This is a genomic window from Tahibacter amnicola, from assembly GCF_025398735.1.
GTDB lineage: Bacteria > Pseudomonadota > Gammaproteobacteria > Xanthomonadales > Rhodanobacteraceae > Tahibacter > Tahibacter amnicola.
This window is the reverse complement of record NZ_CP104694.1, coordinates 3,480,231-3,497,104: the sequence shown is the minus strand read 5'-3', so window position 1 is coordinate 3,497,104 and position 16,874 is coordinate 3,480,231. Positions and strand designations below refer to the sequence as shown.

At 64.8% G+C, this 16,874-nt stretch carries 3 protein-coding genes and 1 pseudogene; all 4 read right to left on the bottom strand.

All coding sequences use genetic code 11. The features are described from left to right. Positions 1-53: 53 nt before the first annotated feature. Positions 54-815, bottom strand: a pseudogene (locus N4264_RS14295) (polyketide synthase dehydratase domain-containing protein); the annotation flags it as partial. Between the two features lie 186 nt (positions 816-1,001). Beyond that, entirely contained in the window at positions 1,002-2,420 is a 1,419-nt protein-coding gene (locus N4264_RS14290; protein WP_261692923.1) for a cytochrome P450, read from the bottom strand. Positions 2,421-2,658: 238 nt separating this feature from the next. Continuing rightward, on the bottom strand, positions 2,659-3,672 hold the full coding sequence (locus N4264_RS14285) for a class I SAM-dependent methyltransferase (protein WP_261692922.1): 1,014 nt from the start codon (positions 3,670-3,672) through the stop codon (positions 2,659-2,661). Positions 3,673-3,825: 153 nt separating this feature from the next. Continuing rightward, positions 3,826-16,773 carry an SDR family NAD(P)-dependent oxidoreductase gene (locus tag N4264_RS14280; protein WP_261692921.1) on the bottom strand — a complete coding sequence of 4,316 codons (12,948 nt, stop codon included), beginning with the start codon at positions 16,771-16,773 and terminating at the stop codon, positions 3,826-3,828. Between the last annotated feature and the right edge of the window lie 101 nt (positions 16,774-16,874).

The following is a 16,874-nucleotide window of genomic DNA, read 5'->3' as shown; positions in this document are numbered from 1 at the left end:
CGCGCCAGGATCGCCCCCTTGGCGCGCAACTCGGCCAGCGACAGACCGATGCAGGCCTGCAGTGCGCTGTCCAGAAAGTCAGGAGACAGCCCGCACTGTGCCGCATCAGCGCAGTGTTGCTGCGCCAGCCGCAGCCGTGCCAGCACATAGGCCTTGCCGGCGGGATCACTGCCAACGTGGACGTTCCGGAGCGATCGGTAGGCCGGTCCGTAGGCCAGTCCCATCGATTCGAACGCCGCGTAGCATTCGTCGACGTCCACTGCAACGTCACATCGGCGTCGCAACTCGTCGACGTTGCGGGTTTCGCAATGAACGCGCGGCTGATAGGAAACGGAACCTTGCGCAAATACCGGCAGATTCGAAAGGCCGGCCGATGCGTCCCCCGTGGCATACACGCTGAAGTCGGCAACGCCGCTGGAATCCACGGACAGCTCAATACAGATGTCGCGCCGCTTCGCCAGCACGAGCGGGCGCGTCCACACGACGTTCCTCAGAACGAGCGTGGAGCTGGCCACGTCGACGGTGAGCGCCGCGAGTCGCGACCAGGCCGCACGCGCCATCTCCAGATAGGCGACTCCCGGCAGCACCGGGTTGCCGTTCAGGACATGGCCGGCAACCAGCGGATCGTCGTGGCTGAGCGAGGACGTGAACCGCAGTGCGCTGGGGGTCGATGCATGGCGGTGCAACAGCGGATGCAGGCGATCTGACTCGGCCTGCCTGGAACCCGACAGCTCCTGCAGCAGATGCAGTACGTCGGCTTCGGCGACGGCGTTGCTGCCGACGTCCTTCAAAAGGTACTCAATAAACTTGATCACGACGTGAGATTCCGCCCCTGCATCTTGCGGGGTTTTGTCAAATGCTCAATCCCGGGCGCGTCCATCGAGAGGCCACGGGGACTATCTTTACGGCAACGCCCGCCCGCACCGGGTGACGGCAACGGCAGGCACAGCAACCCCGGCAGGACCGGACCCGCGCGCCATCCCTGCCAATACAGTGGCGCCTTACTGGACACGTGATGCCCCGATATCTCCCTGGCGACGCGTGAATCGCACGCGCAACGTCGTCTTCGGCTTCAGTGCGATATCGACGACGGGTTCGGGCAGTACAGCGCCCGGTTCCAGGCTCAGGTCGAAATTCCGCACGATGTGGGCGGCAATCAGGGCCATCTCCATGCTGGCGAAGTGCTGGCCGAGGCAGAAATGCGGTCCGGCGCCAAAGGGTAGATACGCGCTGCGGGGGATTTCCGGAGCGCCGGGCATGAAACGCCCGGGCCGAAATTCGCCGGGTTCCGCGAAGGATCTGTGGTCGTGATGCAGCTGCCAGATCGGAACTATGGCCAGCGTGCCCTTTGGAACAGGTGTTTCGCCAATCACGACGTCGCGAAGCGCTACACGGGTAATGAGCGCCGTGGAAGGTGGATAAAGGCGCATGGCCTCCTTGATCGTCGCATTCAGATACGGCAGGCGGGCGACCGCCTCCATCGACGACGGGGTCACGCCCTCGCTGCACATCTCGGCGCGCAGCTGATCGACAACCGATGGATACTTCGCCATGAGGCCAATCCACCAGGTCAGTGCCGAGGATGCCGTATCAAAGCCTGCGCTGAAGAGCAGGAAGCAATTGTCGTGGATCTCCTGCGAGGAGAGCGTCGCACTGCCCGTCGTCGGGTTGTCGTCGCGCGCTGCCAGCATCATGTCGAGCACGTCCTGACCTGCCGCGTCTGCACTCCGGGGTGCACGGGTTCGCGCATCCACCTGTGACGCGATCAGCGAATGGATGACCTGCCGGGATTTCAGCTTTGCGGCACGCCCCGGGTAAGGAAGCCACTTTGGCGGGATGAAGGGCCAGAACACTTCGCGCATGCTTTGCCGTGTCAGCGTGCGGATCGCCGTTGAAATCCGGCTTGTCTCCTCGCGCGTCGTGACATGCGAGAACAATGTACGCAGGATGACGTCCATGGTGACGCGGGTCGTCAGGAAGTCGACATCAACCACCGCGCTCTGGCCGATCAGCGCCGGCAGTTCCTCCCGGACGCTGTCGTTGATCGCGGCATCCATCAGTTCCACATAGCCGGCGACGCGCTTCGGCGAGAAGCCCGGAGCCAGGATGCGACGCTGGCGCTCCCAGTCCTGCCCCTCGGACGTCAGCACGTTCCTTCCCTGAAACGACTCCAGGATCCGCAGAAGCCGCGTTTCCCGGGCAAAGTCCGCGTGATGGCCGACCAGGATCTGACGGACGGCCTCCGGATCGAAGAAGTAGTAGATGCGGCGAAAAAGAATGGTGAGTCGCGCAACGTCGCCGAAGCAGCCATGGAGTCGACCGGCTGCACCGAGCGGATCCTTCTGAATGTCGGCAAGCAGCGACAGGCCCATCGGGCCCGATCGGATTGCTGAAACGCCGGCAGTCGGCTTGGTGGTCATTGATCGTGCTCCGGAAGCGCGTGAACGTCCATTCCTTGGCGCAGGGCTCGTCGCGATGCACCTGAGCGCGCAGGTGCTCGTCCAGGCTTGCCCCTAGATCCCTCGAATCGTCGAGCAAGCGGCCTGCACCACCGACTCGGCAGTGCCTGGTGCGTGCCGGAGCGAATCCGTCGCTCCGAAGCGCTGTCCCGCGCGGCCGGCCTCAGCCGGTCACTCCAAATTCTTGGGTTAAAGGCGCCTAGACCTTGCGCGCCAGGTGATGGAGGTAGCGGGTGAAGCGGACCGGCTGCAGCGATCCCGAACGCTTCAGCATGCGCACAAACATCGACTGCATGAGGCGCTCCCACCGGGTGTACTGGTGGCCGGCGAAGTCCGCGCCAAAGTTGGCCAGAGCCAGCGATCCCGAGAGCATCCGCAGCAGCATCGGCGTATCACGCTGCTGTTTCGCCAGCGCTCTGCGTAGAAAACTGCCGGGGCGCATGCGGGCACGAATCGCCTCTTTCACCCGGTCTGTGATGTCCGTCTCGGCAAGCCATTCGAGGCCGCTTTCCGGCTTGAGCGCCACAAACTGCCGGTATCTGTCGTCGGTGAAGAGGTCGACATGGGAGAAGTACCCGCCGGGCCGCAGCACGCGCGCGACTTCCTTGAGAAACCGCGACAGGTCGGGATAGGTGTGCGAGCTTTCGATATTGACCACGATGTCCAGCTCGCCGTCGTCGAACGGCAACTCCTCGGCGTCACCGCAGACGAACAGCAGCCCCGGTCGCGACAGGCGCGCATTGGCGCGATCGATGGCGTTCCGACACAGATCCAGGCCGACGGCGTTCTGGAAGCCGAACACGCGCGACGCGAAGTTCAGTCCCTCGCCGAAGCCACATCCCACATCCAGCACACGCTTGTCGGACAGATCGTCAAGCCCGATCGCGTTGAGCGCGAAGCAATAGAGCTGCTCGGAAAAGCCGTCGCTCGACACCGCGTCGTAGAGGGGAACTGACTTTTTGATCCGCGCGTCAACGGCCGCATCACTGCAGCCCCAGTTCCACACCATGCCATCGTGCAGATTCCTGCTACCGAAGTCGTACAGCGCCTTGATGGCTTCTTTGCACGCCTGCTTTGCCTCGTCGGAGGCCACGGCGTGGCCGCTGTTGATCAAGAAAATGCTGTGCCAAAACTTGTGGATATCGTCTGCTGCCAGAGCCCCTGACTTCTTCATTTCAACAGCACCCCGCCCCATCGAGAAATCGCCAAACACCCCCACGCGCCGGCGCACCGACCGCAGGCATGCATCCTGTAGATGATACCTTGCCCCACCCCTGGCGGTCGCCTGCCGCCCCTGCTTTCCCGGCATTCCCGGGTCGGTACCGGAGCGGCAGCGCGCCGCCACGGCGCCCGGATGGTACGTGCATCAACCGAACATCAGCTTGCTCACTTCCGCTGCCGCCGAGGAAATATCTGCCTGATCGCTCGCGACTTTTCGCAGCACGGACCGGACTGCCCCCTCGTCGAACACCGTATTTGCGGCAGCGCCGGCACCATCCGCCGCGGGTTCCGCCAGCGGAACGCCGTTTAGGGTAGCGTTTTGGGTCTGGCCGGTCTGGGCGAACCAGTACTTGTCGCGTGTGAACGGGTAGGTGGGTAGCCCCATCCGGCGCGGAATCACCGTCTGATAGGTGGACCGGGTGCCGTACAGGCGGGACCAATCCAGACTCAGCCCCTTCGTCCAGAGTTCCAGCACCTTTCCGAACTTGCCCTTCTCGATCCAACGGTCGACCAGGCCATCAGCATCCGGATCGTTGTGGAGCCCCGCCAGCGCCTCGCGGTGCTTGCGCACCTCGCCCCGGTAACACTCCTCGACAGCGGCGTCGTCGGCCAGGTACTGCTGCAGCTTGCCGCGCAGCTCGGCCAGGGTCGTCACCAGCAGGCCCAGGCGGTGGTCCATCGCTTCGCGGCCCACCTGCAGCGTGTAGGCCAGGCTGGCCAGCGAGGCGTCCTCCAGCGTCGCCGTGTGTGCCAGCAGTTGCTGCACGCGTTCGCGCAGCCGGTCATCGGTGCGTGCCGACACCACGATCAGCGCCGGCCGATCCGGCGTGAACCCCAAGGCCGGCGGTTCCGTCGGCGCGACGTACTCTTCGAGGATCAGGTGCGCATTCGATCCACCCGCCCCGAACGACGAGATGCCGGCACGACGCGGCTGTTCCTGCAGCTGCCCATTCACCTCCAGCTGCGGTCGGTTCCAGGCCTGCAGCGTGCGCTGCACGCGGAACGGTGTCTGCTCGAACGGGATATTCGGATTCAGCGCCTCCGCATGCAGTGACGGCACCAGCTGGCCGTGCTTCATCTGCAGCAGTACCTTGGCCAGCGCGGCGATACCCGCGGCGCTTTCCAGGTGGCCGATGTTCGACTTCGCCGACCCGATCGCGCAGTACTGGCGCTCTTCCGTGTGCGCCGCATAGGCCTGGGTCAGGCCCGCAATCTCGATGGGATCGCCCAGCGACGTGCCCGTACCGTGCGCTTCGACATAGCTGATCGTCCGCGCATCCACGCCGGCCTTGCGCAACGTTTCCGCGATCAACTGGGTCTGTGCCTGTGGATTGGGCACCGTGTAGCCGTTGGTCTTGCCGCCGTGATTGATGCTCGTGCCGCGGATCACGCCATAAATCCGGTCACCGGCTTCGATCGCCTGCGCCAGCGGCTTGAGCAGCACCGCACCGACGCCTTCGCCCGGTACGTAGCCGTCGCCGCCCCGGCCGAAGCTCTCGCAGCGCCCCGTGCTCGAGGCGAACTGCCCCTGCGCCAGGATCAGGTACTTGTTCGGGTGCACCGAGACGTTCACGCCACCGGCCAGTGCCGCTTCGCATTCCCCGTTCTGCAGGCTCTGGCAGGCCAGGTGCAGCGCCGTCAGCGAGCTGGAGCACATCGTGTCCACTGCCAGGCTAGGGCCGTGGAAGTTCAGGCAATACGACACCCGGTTGGCAATCGACGAGGCATTGCCGCCCAGTGCAAAGCCCTCTCCCGCCGCCTGCGCCTGTGCGCCGTACAGCTGGTATTCCTCGTACATCACACCGACGAACACGCCGACGCGCGCTCCCTGCGGCTGTCCACCGCGCAGGCGCTCGCGTGTGTAGCCCGCATCTTCCAGCGTCGCGTAGGCACACTGCAGGAACAACCGCTCCTGCGGATCCATGAACTCCGCTTCCCGCGGCGCGATATTGAAGAACAGCGGATCGAATTCATCGACACCATCGATGAAGCCGCCCCACTTGCTGTAGGTCTTGCCCGGCACACCCTTCTGCGGATCGAAGTACGGGCGATGATCCCACCGTTCCGGCGGAATCTCGGTCACGCAGTCCCGGCCCTGGCTCAGGTTCGTCCAGTATTCCTCGACCGTTGCCGCCTGCGGATAGCGACCGCTCTGCCCCACGATGGCGATGGCCATGCCTTCGGTTTGGGGCATCGACAGTGGTTCAACCGCGCGTGTCCGCACCGGCCGAGCCTCGCGGGCGCGGGGCATCGGCTCACTGACCGACACCGCCGGTGTTGCGGCCACCGCACGCGTACGCGGCCGCAACTGCGCCACCAGCGTCTCCCGGTGCCGCTCCAGGAAGTAGTCCGTCAACGCCGCCACGCTCTGGTATTCGAACAACAACGTCTTGGACAGCGGACCAAACACCGCTTCCAGTTCGTCCACCAGCTTCAGCGCCAGGATCGAGTCGATCCCGTAGCGCTCCAGGCCCTCGTCCGGCGCCATCCGATCCGGCGACAGCTTCAGCGTTGCCGCCAGGCGGCGCGTCACATAGCGCACGGCCTGGTCACGCAGGGCCTCCGTGTCATTCCAACCCGCGTCGACCGTACGTTCCGTATCTGCCGCCGCCGGACCAGCATAGTTTTTACCATTTGCCGCAATTGACGCCGTTGCCGCATCCGCGGACCAGCCACGCCCCACCACCACGCCCACATGCGATTCACCGCTGTTCCACGCCGCATACAGCGCCGCAAGGCCCGCCGCGTTCTCCAGCGACTCCAGCCCCTCGCGCGCCATCCACGCCAGCGTCGCCGCTTCCGCCTGCATACCGCCCGAGCGCCACAGCGGCCAGCTCACCGACAGCGTCCGACCATGCGCTTCACCACGCATCACCCGCGCCTGGCGATCCTGCGCATAGCCGTCCAGATAGGCGTTCGCCAAGGCATAGTCGGCCTGGCCCACATTCCCCACCTGGCCCGACATCGACGAGAACAACACGAAGCAATCCAGCGCCAGGCCGGCCACCGCCCGGTCCAGGTTCACCACGCCGTTCACCTTCGGCGCCAGCACCGCCTGCAGCTCGGCCGCGGTCTTGTTCCGCACGAAGCTGTCGCGCAGCACCCCGGCCGCGTGCACCACGCCGTCCAGGCGGCCGTGCTCGGCGACGATCGCCCCGACGCAGGACTGCACCGCGCCCGCATCGCTCACATCCACGCGGCGGTAATCGATCCGACGCCCCTCGCCCTGCCAGGCCGCCAGCCGTTCCGCCCGCTGTGCATCGAGCGCACTGCGACCCAGCAACACCACGCGCGCGCCCGGCGCACGACGGGTGATCTCCTCGGCCAGCAGCAGCCCCAGGCCACCACCGCCACCACTCACCAGGTACACACCGTCCGCCTTCCACGGCAGCGACACAGTGCCCTCTGCGGTGGGCAACTCTTCCAGCACACACACCCGGCGCTCGCCGGCCACGTAGCGGATCTCCGCATCGCGGCGCACTGTCCGGTTCTCCGCCACCGCCCGCTCTATCGCCGCGACATCCGCCGTGGCCGGCAGGCCGATGACCTGGCCCACCACATCCGGGTTCTCGCGCTGCACGCTCTTGAGCAGGCCACTGAGCGCGAACGCCGCTTCGCTGCCCTGCGCGACCAGTACCTGCAGCAGCGCCTCGCGCGGGTGCTCGCGCAGCAGCTGCTGCACCTGCGACAACACCTGTTCTCCCCAGGCGTTCACCCGCGCCGCCGCGTCCGGCACGTCCGCCAACACGCTCCAGCGCACCTGTGGGTCGCGCTGGGCCAGTGCGGCGACATGGCCGGCGTAGGCCGGATCCACAATGACACCCTGCACACCGCCGGTGGCACCCGTGCCGATGGCTGCCGGCTGCGCCTGCCAGCGCCGCGCCAGCAGCAGCGTCCGCGCCGGCACCGCCGGCTCCAGGCGCCGCAGTACCAATCCCGTCAGCTGCACACACACACGGCCGGACGCATCGCAGATCACCGCATCGAGCTTCTGCACGCGGCTGCCGGTTGGTGTCATATCCCGGACCTGCACCCATGCTTCGGCCGGAATCGCCGCGTGCACTTCCAGCCGATCCAGTGCAAACGGCAGTGCCGCACCGGTACCGTCCTGGTTCCACAGCGCCACCGAGGCCTGCAGCGCACTGTCGAGCAGGCCCGGATGCAGCACATACGCATCGGCTGTTGCAGCCACGCTCACCGGCAGGCGCACCTGCGCCAGCACGCCGTTCGCGCCGCGGCCAACCCAGCGCAGGCCCTGGTGCGCCGGACCGTAATCCAGGCCCATCGCGCGGAACCTCGCATAGCACGCTTCCGGGTCCAGCACGTCGACACAACCCGCACGCAGGCTCGCCAGGTCCAGCTGCTCCGACACACGCGATGGCTCCTGCCACGACGCACGGCCCTGCGCGTGCAGGCCCGACTCGCTGTCGCCGCAGAACACCACGAACTCCGCTTCGTCCGTACCGGCCGGATACACCTCCAGCTGCACCTCGCAGCGCTCCGACACGCGCAACGGGCGCGTCCAGACCACGTCCCTGAGCACGTTCACACGCCGGCCGGCACTGTGTTCCACCGCCACCCGCGCCATCTCGAGGTAACAAACCCCCGGCAGCACCGGTGATCCCTGCACGCGATGATCCCGCAGGAAGAACTCCACACCGGTGAAATCCGTGCTGAACCGCTGCGCCTGCAGATCCGAGCTGTTCCGGTGCACCAGCGGGTGCAGGTGCGACGTGGCGCCCGCCTCCGCGGCGAACCCTTCCTCCGCCTGCACCCAGTAGCGCTCGCGCGCAAACGGGTACGTCGGCAGCGATATCCGGCGCGGACGCTGCGCCGAACCGGCATACAGCACCTCCCAGTCGAACGACAAGCCCCGCACCCACAGGTCCAGCAGCTTGGTGTACTTGCCCTTCGCCACCCAGCCTTCCACGGTCGAGCGCAGATCATCGTCCGCGTCAAACAGCGACGCCGCATCCCGGCCCTTCTTCACTTCACCCGCGTAGCAACCGGCAATATCACCTTCGCCAGCCAGATACCGCGTCAGCTTCTCGCGCAGCTCGGCCAGCGTCGTCACCAGCAGACCCAGCCGGTGGTTCATCGCCTCACGGCCCACCTGCAGCGTGTACGCCACGTCGCGTAGCGCGACGTCGTCCTCCAGGGCCGACAGCAGCTGCGCGGCCTGGGTCGCCAACTGCTCCCTGCTCTTCGCCGACAGGACGACAAGGGCCGGCTCGCCCGACTGTAGTGGCAACACGGAACGCGGCCTGCGATCGCAAGCGCGTTGTTCAACAACGGCATGCGCATTGGTGCCGCTGAAACCAAACGAGCTGATGGCAGCCAGCCGCGAGCCATCCGCGTGCTCGGGCCAGGGCTTGAGCCGGGTATTCACATAGACCGGACTGGCAGAGAAGTCGATGTGTTCATTCGCCGCTTGCCAGTTGATGCTGGGGGGCATCTGCCCCTTCTGCATGCTCAGGCATACCTTGATCAGACTCAGCACGCCCGCCGCGGCGGCGGTATGTCCGATATTGGCTTTCAGGGACCCGATGCCACAGAACTGCTTCTTGCCGGTAAACGCCGAAAACGACTGCGTCAGCGCATGCGCTTCTACCGGGTCCCCCAGCCTGGTTGCGGTACCGTGCGTCTCAATGTACTGGATAGCTTCGACGTTGATGCCATGCTTCCGGTACACCGTGGTTTCCAGATCCGCCTGTGCCATGAAACTCGGCACGGTGATGCCCGACGTGCGGCCGTCCTGATTGGTTCCGCTACCTCGAATCACGCAGTAAATGTGATCGTTGTCGCGCTCCGCATCCGCCACCCGCTTGAGCACCACCACGCCGACACCATCGCCGACGACGATGCCGTTCGCCTCCTTGTCGAATGGACGGCAGCGACCGGTTGGCGAGAGCATCCCCGCGTTGTACATCGACACGAAGGACCCCGGATGATTGAACACGGACACGCCGCCGGCCAAGGCAACATCGATATCGCGCGATTTCAACTTCTGGCACGCCAGGTCAACCGCCACGAGCGACGACGAGCATGCGGTGTTCACCGCAAGCGATGGCCCCTTGAGATCAAGGAAGTACGACAGCCGTGCCGCGAGGATGCTGTTGTCCTGGCCCAGCATCGAAAAGTGCGAGCAGTCACGATGCATCGGCGCGGACTGCATGGCGCCCATGATGACGCCAACCTGGCGACCTGCGAACGACCCCGGTGCATACCCGGCATCTTCAATCGCGTGATAGCACTCTTCCAGCGCAAGGCGCTGCGCAACATCCATCACCTGGGCTTCAATCGGCGAGATGTCGAAGAACGCAGCATCGAAGCATTCCGCATCCACCAGGGCACCGCGGCAGATACGGGCCTCTACGGCGTTACTCCTGAACACTTCCAGCCACGACGGCTCATGAATTTCGCTGATGCAATCCTTCGCGTTCGCCACGACAGACCAGAACTCGCGCTGATCGCCGGCCCCCGCGCAACGGCACGACAAGCCGACGATCGCGATAGCGTCGCCATCGCGGACGGACGGCGCCGCACCCCGGTCAGCCGGCGACACGTCCGGCTCCCGGCGAAAGACCGTCGGCACGGTCACAGGCTCCTCGCGCAGCACCGCAGCGGGCGCTGAAGCGCCAGACAGCGTTATCCCGGGCCTGCTCTCGACATAACGTGCCAACGCCTCGATCGTGCCGAACTCAAACATCACGCTCGTCGGCAGGCGCAGGTCGAAGCGGGCGTTGATCGCTTCCAGCAGCTCCACGGCATTGATCGAATCGATCCCGAGCTCCTGGAAGCTCGTCTTTCCGGAGAAGTCATCCCTGCGCAATTGCAGGACGCTACAGGCGATGGATTCGAGCTCATGCTGCACGGCTACGCCGGATTCCTGCCGGTCCGGGGATCTGTACGATGGATCAACCGCCGCTGCGGTAACGATGGGTGCACTTGTCCTACGTTGGCTTTCCACGTAACGGGCCAACGCCTCGATCGTGCCGAACTCGAACATGACGCTCGTCGGCAGGCACAGGTCGAAGCGGGTGTTGATCGCTTCCAGCAGCTCCACGGCGTTGATCGAATCGATCCCGAGTTCCTGGAAGCGGGTTTTCCCGGAGAAGTCATCCATTCGCAACCGCAGGACGCTGCAGACGATACGCTGGAGCTCCTGTTGCACGTCCGTGCCGACGCTCTGACTCTCCGCACGCTCCTGCGGCGAACGGACCGAGGGCTGGCTGCGCTCGTGTCCGGAAGATCCGGACCTCGCAGAGATTCCGAGGAGGCGTTCAGCGGCGCTTTCCTCGCCGGCGATGACCACGTGCTGCGTGCGGGCTTGCGCCAGCAGGCGCTCCAGCAGATCGAGTCCTTCTTCGATGCCAAGGGCGCGCTGTCCGGTGGTCTGGAGATAGCGATCCAGGAACTCCCCGGCACGGTGCCTCATCCCGCCTGCATCCCATACGGGCCAGTGCACGACGACGGTCCGGATGCCGTCCGGCTGAGCAGACAGCCAGTTACCAAAGGCCGACTGGAAGCGGTTCGCCACCGCGTAGTCGCAGGATCCGAAGTCGCCCAGAATCGCCGCCGTAGACGAGTACAAACAGATGAAGTCCGGCGGCTCGTGGCGCAGTGCTTCCGCCAGTGCCAGCGTGCCGCGCCCCTTCGCTGCAAGCACGGCATTAAACTGTGCGGCATCGCTGGCCAGCAGGCCGACGGGGTTTTCGACACCGGCCGTATGAAACACTCCGGCCAGGCGGCCGAACTCCGCGACGATCGCCTGCGCAGCGTCCCGGGTGGCGCCGGAATCACTGACGTCCAGGACGCGATAGTGAACTCGCGCACCCAGCTCCTGCAGCAGTCGTAGCTTTTCATGCGCCTTCGCGTCCGGCACCGAACGACCGGAAAGAACGAGCGTGACATTTCCCAGACGGGCGAGACGCCGGGCGAGCGGAAACCCCAGTCCACCCAGACCGCCAATCACCCAGTAGACGCCGTCCCGTTTGAACGCATGGAACGACTGATCGAGCGCCACTCGGCGGGCGCGCAGCACGTGCCGCTCCCCATTCCGGTAGTCCGCACTCTCGATGCGCTGCGCCTGTAGCTCCGCGTGCAGCCGGCGAGCCCATGCCGCCATATCGACCGATTGACCGGAATGCGTCACGGACTCGGTGACCACGGCGACGCGAGTCCGCGGCAATGTCTGGCTGATGGAACGCTCGAAGCCGATCCACGAGTGCGCATGGCAGGCGGCGATTCCCTCCGCGGGTTCCGCCGCAAGCAGTACCGCGCTGCAGCTTTGCTTCTGCGTCGCGATGGCCTGCAGTATGTGCAAGATGATCGAACCGTCTTCGACAAGCTGGGTTCGCTGCAACGCCCACAGGTAGAGGACCGCATCGATCGGGCCATGCTGCTGCGCAATACGCGCGAAGACGGACGTCAGGCTATCCCGGCTCGTGTCCGCGACCCAGTGACAGGCCGGGCCTGTATTGGTCAGCGGCGTCGCTCCCAGTGAGATGAAAACGACCTGCGTGGCCGGTGCAGCGAACTGCAGCGATCGCCGGACGGAATCCTGGTGATGAGGGCCGTCCAGGAAGCACACGACGGTGCGCAGTTCCCGCGTGAAACCGGGAACGAGAGGCACTGGCGTCCACGTTTCTTCAAATGTCCCCAGATCCTGCCGCACCGCATCGGGCGCTGCGGGCGCATCAGACGGAAGTGACCGGGCGCCCACCGGTGCAAGCCTGGTTGCCGTGTCATCGGCGCGCATCAGGTGCGTGCGTATGCCGGACTGTTTCATCTGATCGAGCGCGACCGGGTACGGAATCCTTGTTTCCCAGGCGGACTGGTTACGCGCCAGGCATTCCTCGCGCGTGAGCCCCACTGTCTTCCGGATCTTGAACAGGCAGTAGCTGATCCACCGTCTCTCCAGGGCAATAGACTGGTTTGCGTAAACGCGGAACTGGTCACGCACGACCTCGGGCATGCCAACGGTGTTGGCTTCGAAATTCGGATCGTGTGTGTAATTGGCAATCTGTGGAGAAACGTCGATGACCTCGTCGAAGACCAGGCCATGGGTCGCCAGGATGTCCATGAAATCGCGAATGGTCGGAATACTGACCTCAACGCTCTTGTCCTGGATCGCACCCCGCAGGTTGACGACGAAATCGGCCATCAACAGCCGGCCGCCCGGCTGGAGCGCCGCAGCGATGTTCTGGAACAGGGCGTGCTTTTCGTGGATGTGGCACGTCACCTCGACACCGATGGCGAGGTCGTACTTCTCGGGGAATGCGTCCCTGGTGCTGTCCTTGTTGAAAATCCGGACCCGCTCCGACTGGCCGAGCGCGGCAATTCGCTTGTTTCCGAGGATCGCCTGTTCCCTGGTGATGGTGAAACCGTCAGCCCGCAGGTGATCGTAATAGCCCGCCAGCTGGATCAGGTCGGTGCCGTGTCCGCAGCCGATGTCGAGCACGCGCCGGATCTGCGCGAAAGGCTCCTTGTAGAAGAGCACGCTGCGCATCTGGCGCTGCCGCTCCTTCAGGTACGCCACTTCCTGCGGAAAACGGTCAGGTTGCAGCAGCACCTGTGTCATCGAAAACGACGGAATTCGTTCCTCGAACGGACAGAACGTCAGGAATTCCTCGTCAAAGCGCTCGTCAAACGTTTCCGCGACCGAGGCATAAAACTCGGCGGCCTTGTTCGGTTCGTTGATGACGGCATCCGTGCCGGCAGGCAGTTCTCCCCAGCAGCGCCGCTTTTCGAAGGGATAGGTTGGCAGGCTCACGCGGGCAAACGCGTCCGCGGAGAACAGACTGGCATATTCCAGATCACAGCCGGTCGCATAGAACCGGGCGAGTTTGTTCAAGCCGGCGCGGTAGTCAGCGGCGGCGCGATGGACGCAATCAGACAGGCAACGGACTCCTTCCTCTCTGGCGATACCCTGGTCCTGGCCAGCGTCCACCTCCGCCGCGTAGAGGCCCGTTCCGGTACCGGTTGCCAACCACTCCCGCAATGCCGTCGCAGCTTCGCTAAAGGTCCGGGCGACGCAGGCGAGCCGATGACTGAAGTGCTTGCGCCCTGTCATCAGCGTGTACGCCACATTGCCGCACTCGGCGCCCGGCTCGCTTTCAAAGAATCCAAGGTATTTTTCGGCGAGCTCACGCAGCTGCGCGCCGGTGCGCGCGGACAGCGCCAGCAAATACGCCGGATGCGCCGCCGTCGCCAGGGCGCGCGCCGGAGCTTCCTCGATCACCAGGTGGGCATTCGTTCCGCTGAAGCCGAACGAGCTGACCAACCCGGCCCGCGGAACACCTGGCTTCGCCGGCCAGTCGCGCAGATCGGCATTGACGTAGAACGGGCTGCTGACCAGATCGATGTGGGCATTCGCGGTGCGGAAATGCGGCGACGGTGGGATCTGCGAATGTTTGAGCGACAGCAGCACCTTGTGGACGCCGGCGATACCCGCCGCCGTAATCGCATGACCGATGTTCGCCTTGATCGACCCGAGCGCACAGAACTGCTGCCGGGAAGTGGCTGCACGGAATGCGTTGGTCAGCGCCCGCCATTCAATCGGGTCACCCAGCTTCGTGCCGGTTCCGTGCGCCTCGGCCATCCCGATGTTGTCCGGGTTGATGCCGAATTCCGTGTAGACAGCGGTCTCGAGTCGTTCCTGCGAAAGCGAGCTGGGGGCTGTAATGCCGTTCGTCGTACCATCCTGGTTGATACCGCTGCCGCGAACGACACCATAGATGTTGTCACGATCGGCGAGCGCGTCACTCAGTCGCTTCAGTACGACCACGCCAACGCCTTCGCCGGGCACGAAGCCATCTGCGCGGTCGTCAAATGCATGGCAGCGTCCTTGCGGCGACAACATGCCGGCACGCGCTGCCATCCGGTAGAACCGTGACGTGCATTGCACATACACGCCGCCTGCCAGGGCGAGTTCCGTTTCGCCGCGCCATAGCCCCTGGCAGGCCAGGTGCACGGCAACCAGCGAGCTCGAACAGGCCGTATCGACCGCGATGGCCGGGCCTTGCAGGTTGAGGTGATAGGAAATGCGCGCGGGAATGACCGAGCTGGAATTCCCCCAGAATGCGTGCGCCGGAACCTCGTCGTCGAAAAGTTCCAGGTAGTCGCCTGTACCGCATCCGACATACACGCCGCAGCGCGTGCCCTCGACGGCGGTACCGGCATAGCCGGCGTCCTCCAGGGCCTTCCAGGCCTCCTGCAGAAGCAGGCGCTGCTGCGGGTCCATGTAGGCTGCTTCCGCTCCGGAAATACCGAAGAAAACGGGATCGAACTGGTCGATGCCATCAAGAAATCCGCCGCGGCGGCAGACGTTCTGCCGGTCCTGCGGGAGGTCCCAGCGGGTAATGTCCCCGGTCAGCTCACGCCCACTGGCCAGATGTTGCCAGAGCTCATCGAGCGTTCCCGACTGCGGATAGCGTCCGCTCATGCCGATGATCGCGATCGGTTCCGGTACGTCCACATCCGTCGGTACCGGTTCGCTCGAAACGGCCTTCGGGACAGGCGCTTGTTCCGCAACACGCGGGACGCGCTGCCGAAGGGCGACTGACGGCATTTCGGCTCGTCCAGCCACATCGTTGCGCGGAACATCGCGGTCCGCGGCGCTGGATACTGCCGGGGCAATGCGCACCTCGGGACGGTGTTCAGCGACGATGTGGGAAACGAGCGTATTGATGGTGGGATAGTCGAAGAGCGTCGTCGTCTGCAAGCGGATGGACAGCGCCTTGTTGATGGCATCCACCGTGCGCACGCCGCTGATGGAGTCCAGTCCGTAGTCCGCGAACGACTCATCCGCATCGAAATCGTTCGTATCGACGCTGAGCGCGTCCGAAAGCTGCTGGATGACGGTGCTTCGAACGTGCGCGCTGATATCTCCCGAGGCTGCACCCGGACCAGGCGTGGGAACAGCGCGTTCAGGCCGGTCATTCAATGCGCCGGCATCGGATCGACGCGCGCGCGAAATCGGTGACGCCGATACGCGTCCCGCGCGTCCTTGCCGTACCTGTCCGTCGCTCTCGGCGAGAATGATGTGTTGTCCGTGCGCGCCAGAGTGTTCCGTCGGAAACCGGATTTTCGAGTAACCCTCGCTTTCGAGGACCCGTTGCCAGCCCGAGGCGGACAGCGCCGGTGTCCCCGTAATACGCTCGTTCTCATCCTCGTATCGCCACCAGCCTTCGAGCAGCCCGAAGGTCAGGTGAGCGAATAGGCTGTGCGCGGTGATCTCGTTGATCAGCAGCAGCCCGTTGCGTTTCAGCGCGGCTTTCGCATTGCGCACTGTCGTGCGGATGTTGCGCGTCGCATGCAGCACGTTCGCGGCGATCACCACATCGTAGGCGCCGCTCTCGATACCCTGGGCGGCCAGCGGCTGCTCGACGTCGAAGAGGTGGTAAGTCAGGTACGGAACATGGGGCCCGAAGGTCGTCCGCGCGTGATGCAGAAATGCGGGAGAAACGTCGGTGTAGCAGTAATTCCGGATTGATGCCGCGTAGGGACGCAGGCGTTCGAAGACCGCCGCACTCGTTCCGCCCGTGCCTGCGCCGATCTCGAGGATCCGCAGCGTTGCGTCGGCCCGATGCGAAAGCCGCGCCTTCACATACGCAACGAGCGTGGATGCGAGGGCCGCGTTGAAGTAGTCGGCCGTCGGATTATTGCGGTAGAGCCCTTCCACCAGCGCCATCGAGGACTCGGGAAAGATGACGTCCGTCGCCAGCGTCTGGCCGGAGAGGATCGCCGGCAGCGCGCGCAAGGTGGCATCAAGCAGCGTCAGCTGCGCGGTGTGGGCCGGATCGGTCTGCAATGTCGCCTTTGTCGTTTCCCACTCGCGCCAGACGACCGTTTCACCCCGCGTGGCGTGCGTGGCGAATTCGTACCCGCCGTCGACCTCGATGAGAAGGCCATTGAGCACGAGTATCCGGAAACTTTCCGTCATCCACCGCTGGTAGGTCGGCGGCAGTGCGATGTCGCGTTGCCATTTCGCGATGGCCTCGTGCGTGATCCTCGTCGTCGGCGAACCGATCGACAGGCGCAATTGCTCGCGAAGTACCAGCAGTGAAATGGTGTCAATCGTGTGTTTCATTGCTACTGCCTTTCGATCCGGTTTCCGCAGCCACGCTCTGCGCGGCGCTCGGTTTTCAGTTTGTCTGCCGGTCGCGGGCCGGTAGTGAGCCAAACCCGCGA

Bases quoted from the DNA above. Each gene is read 5' to 3' on its own strand.
- N4264_RS14290 (WP_261692923.1), bottom strand. From the start codon at position 2,420: ATGACCACCAAGCCGACTGCCGGCGTTTCAGCAATCCGATCGGGCCCG.
- N4264_RS14280 (WP_261692921.1), bottom strand. From the start codon at position 16,773: ATGAAACACACGATTGACACCATTTCACTGCTGGTACTTCGCGAGCAA.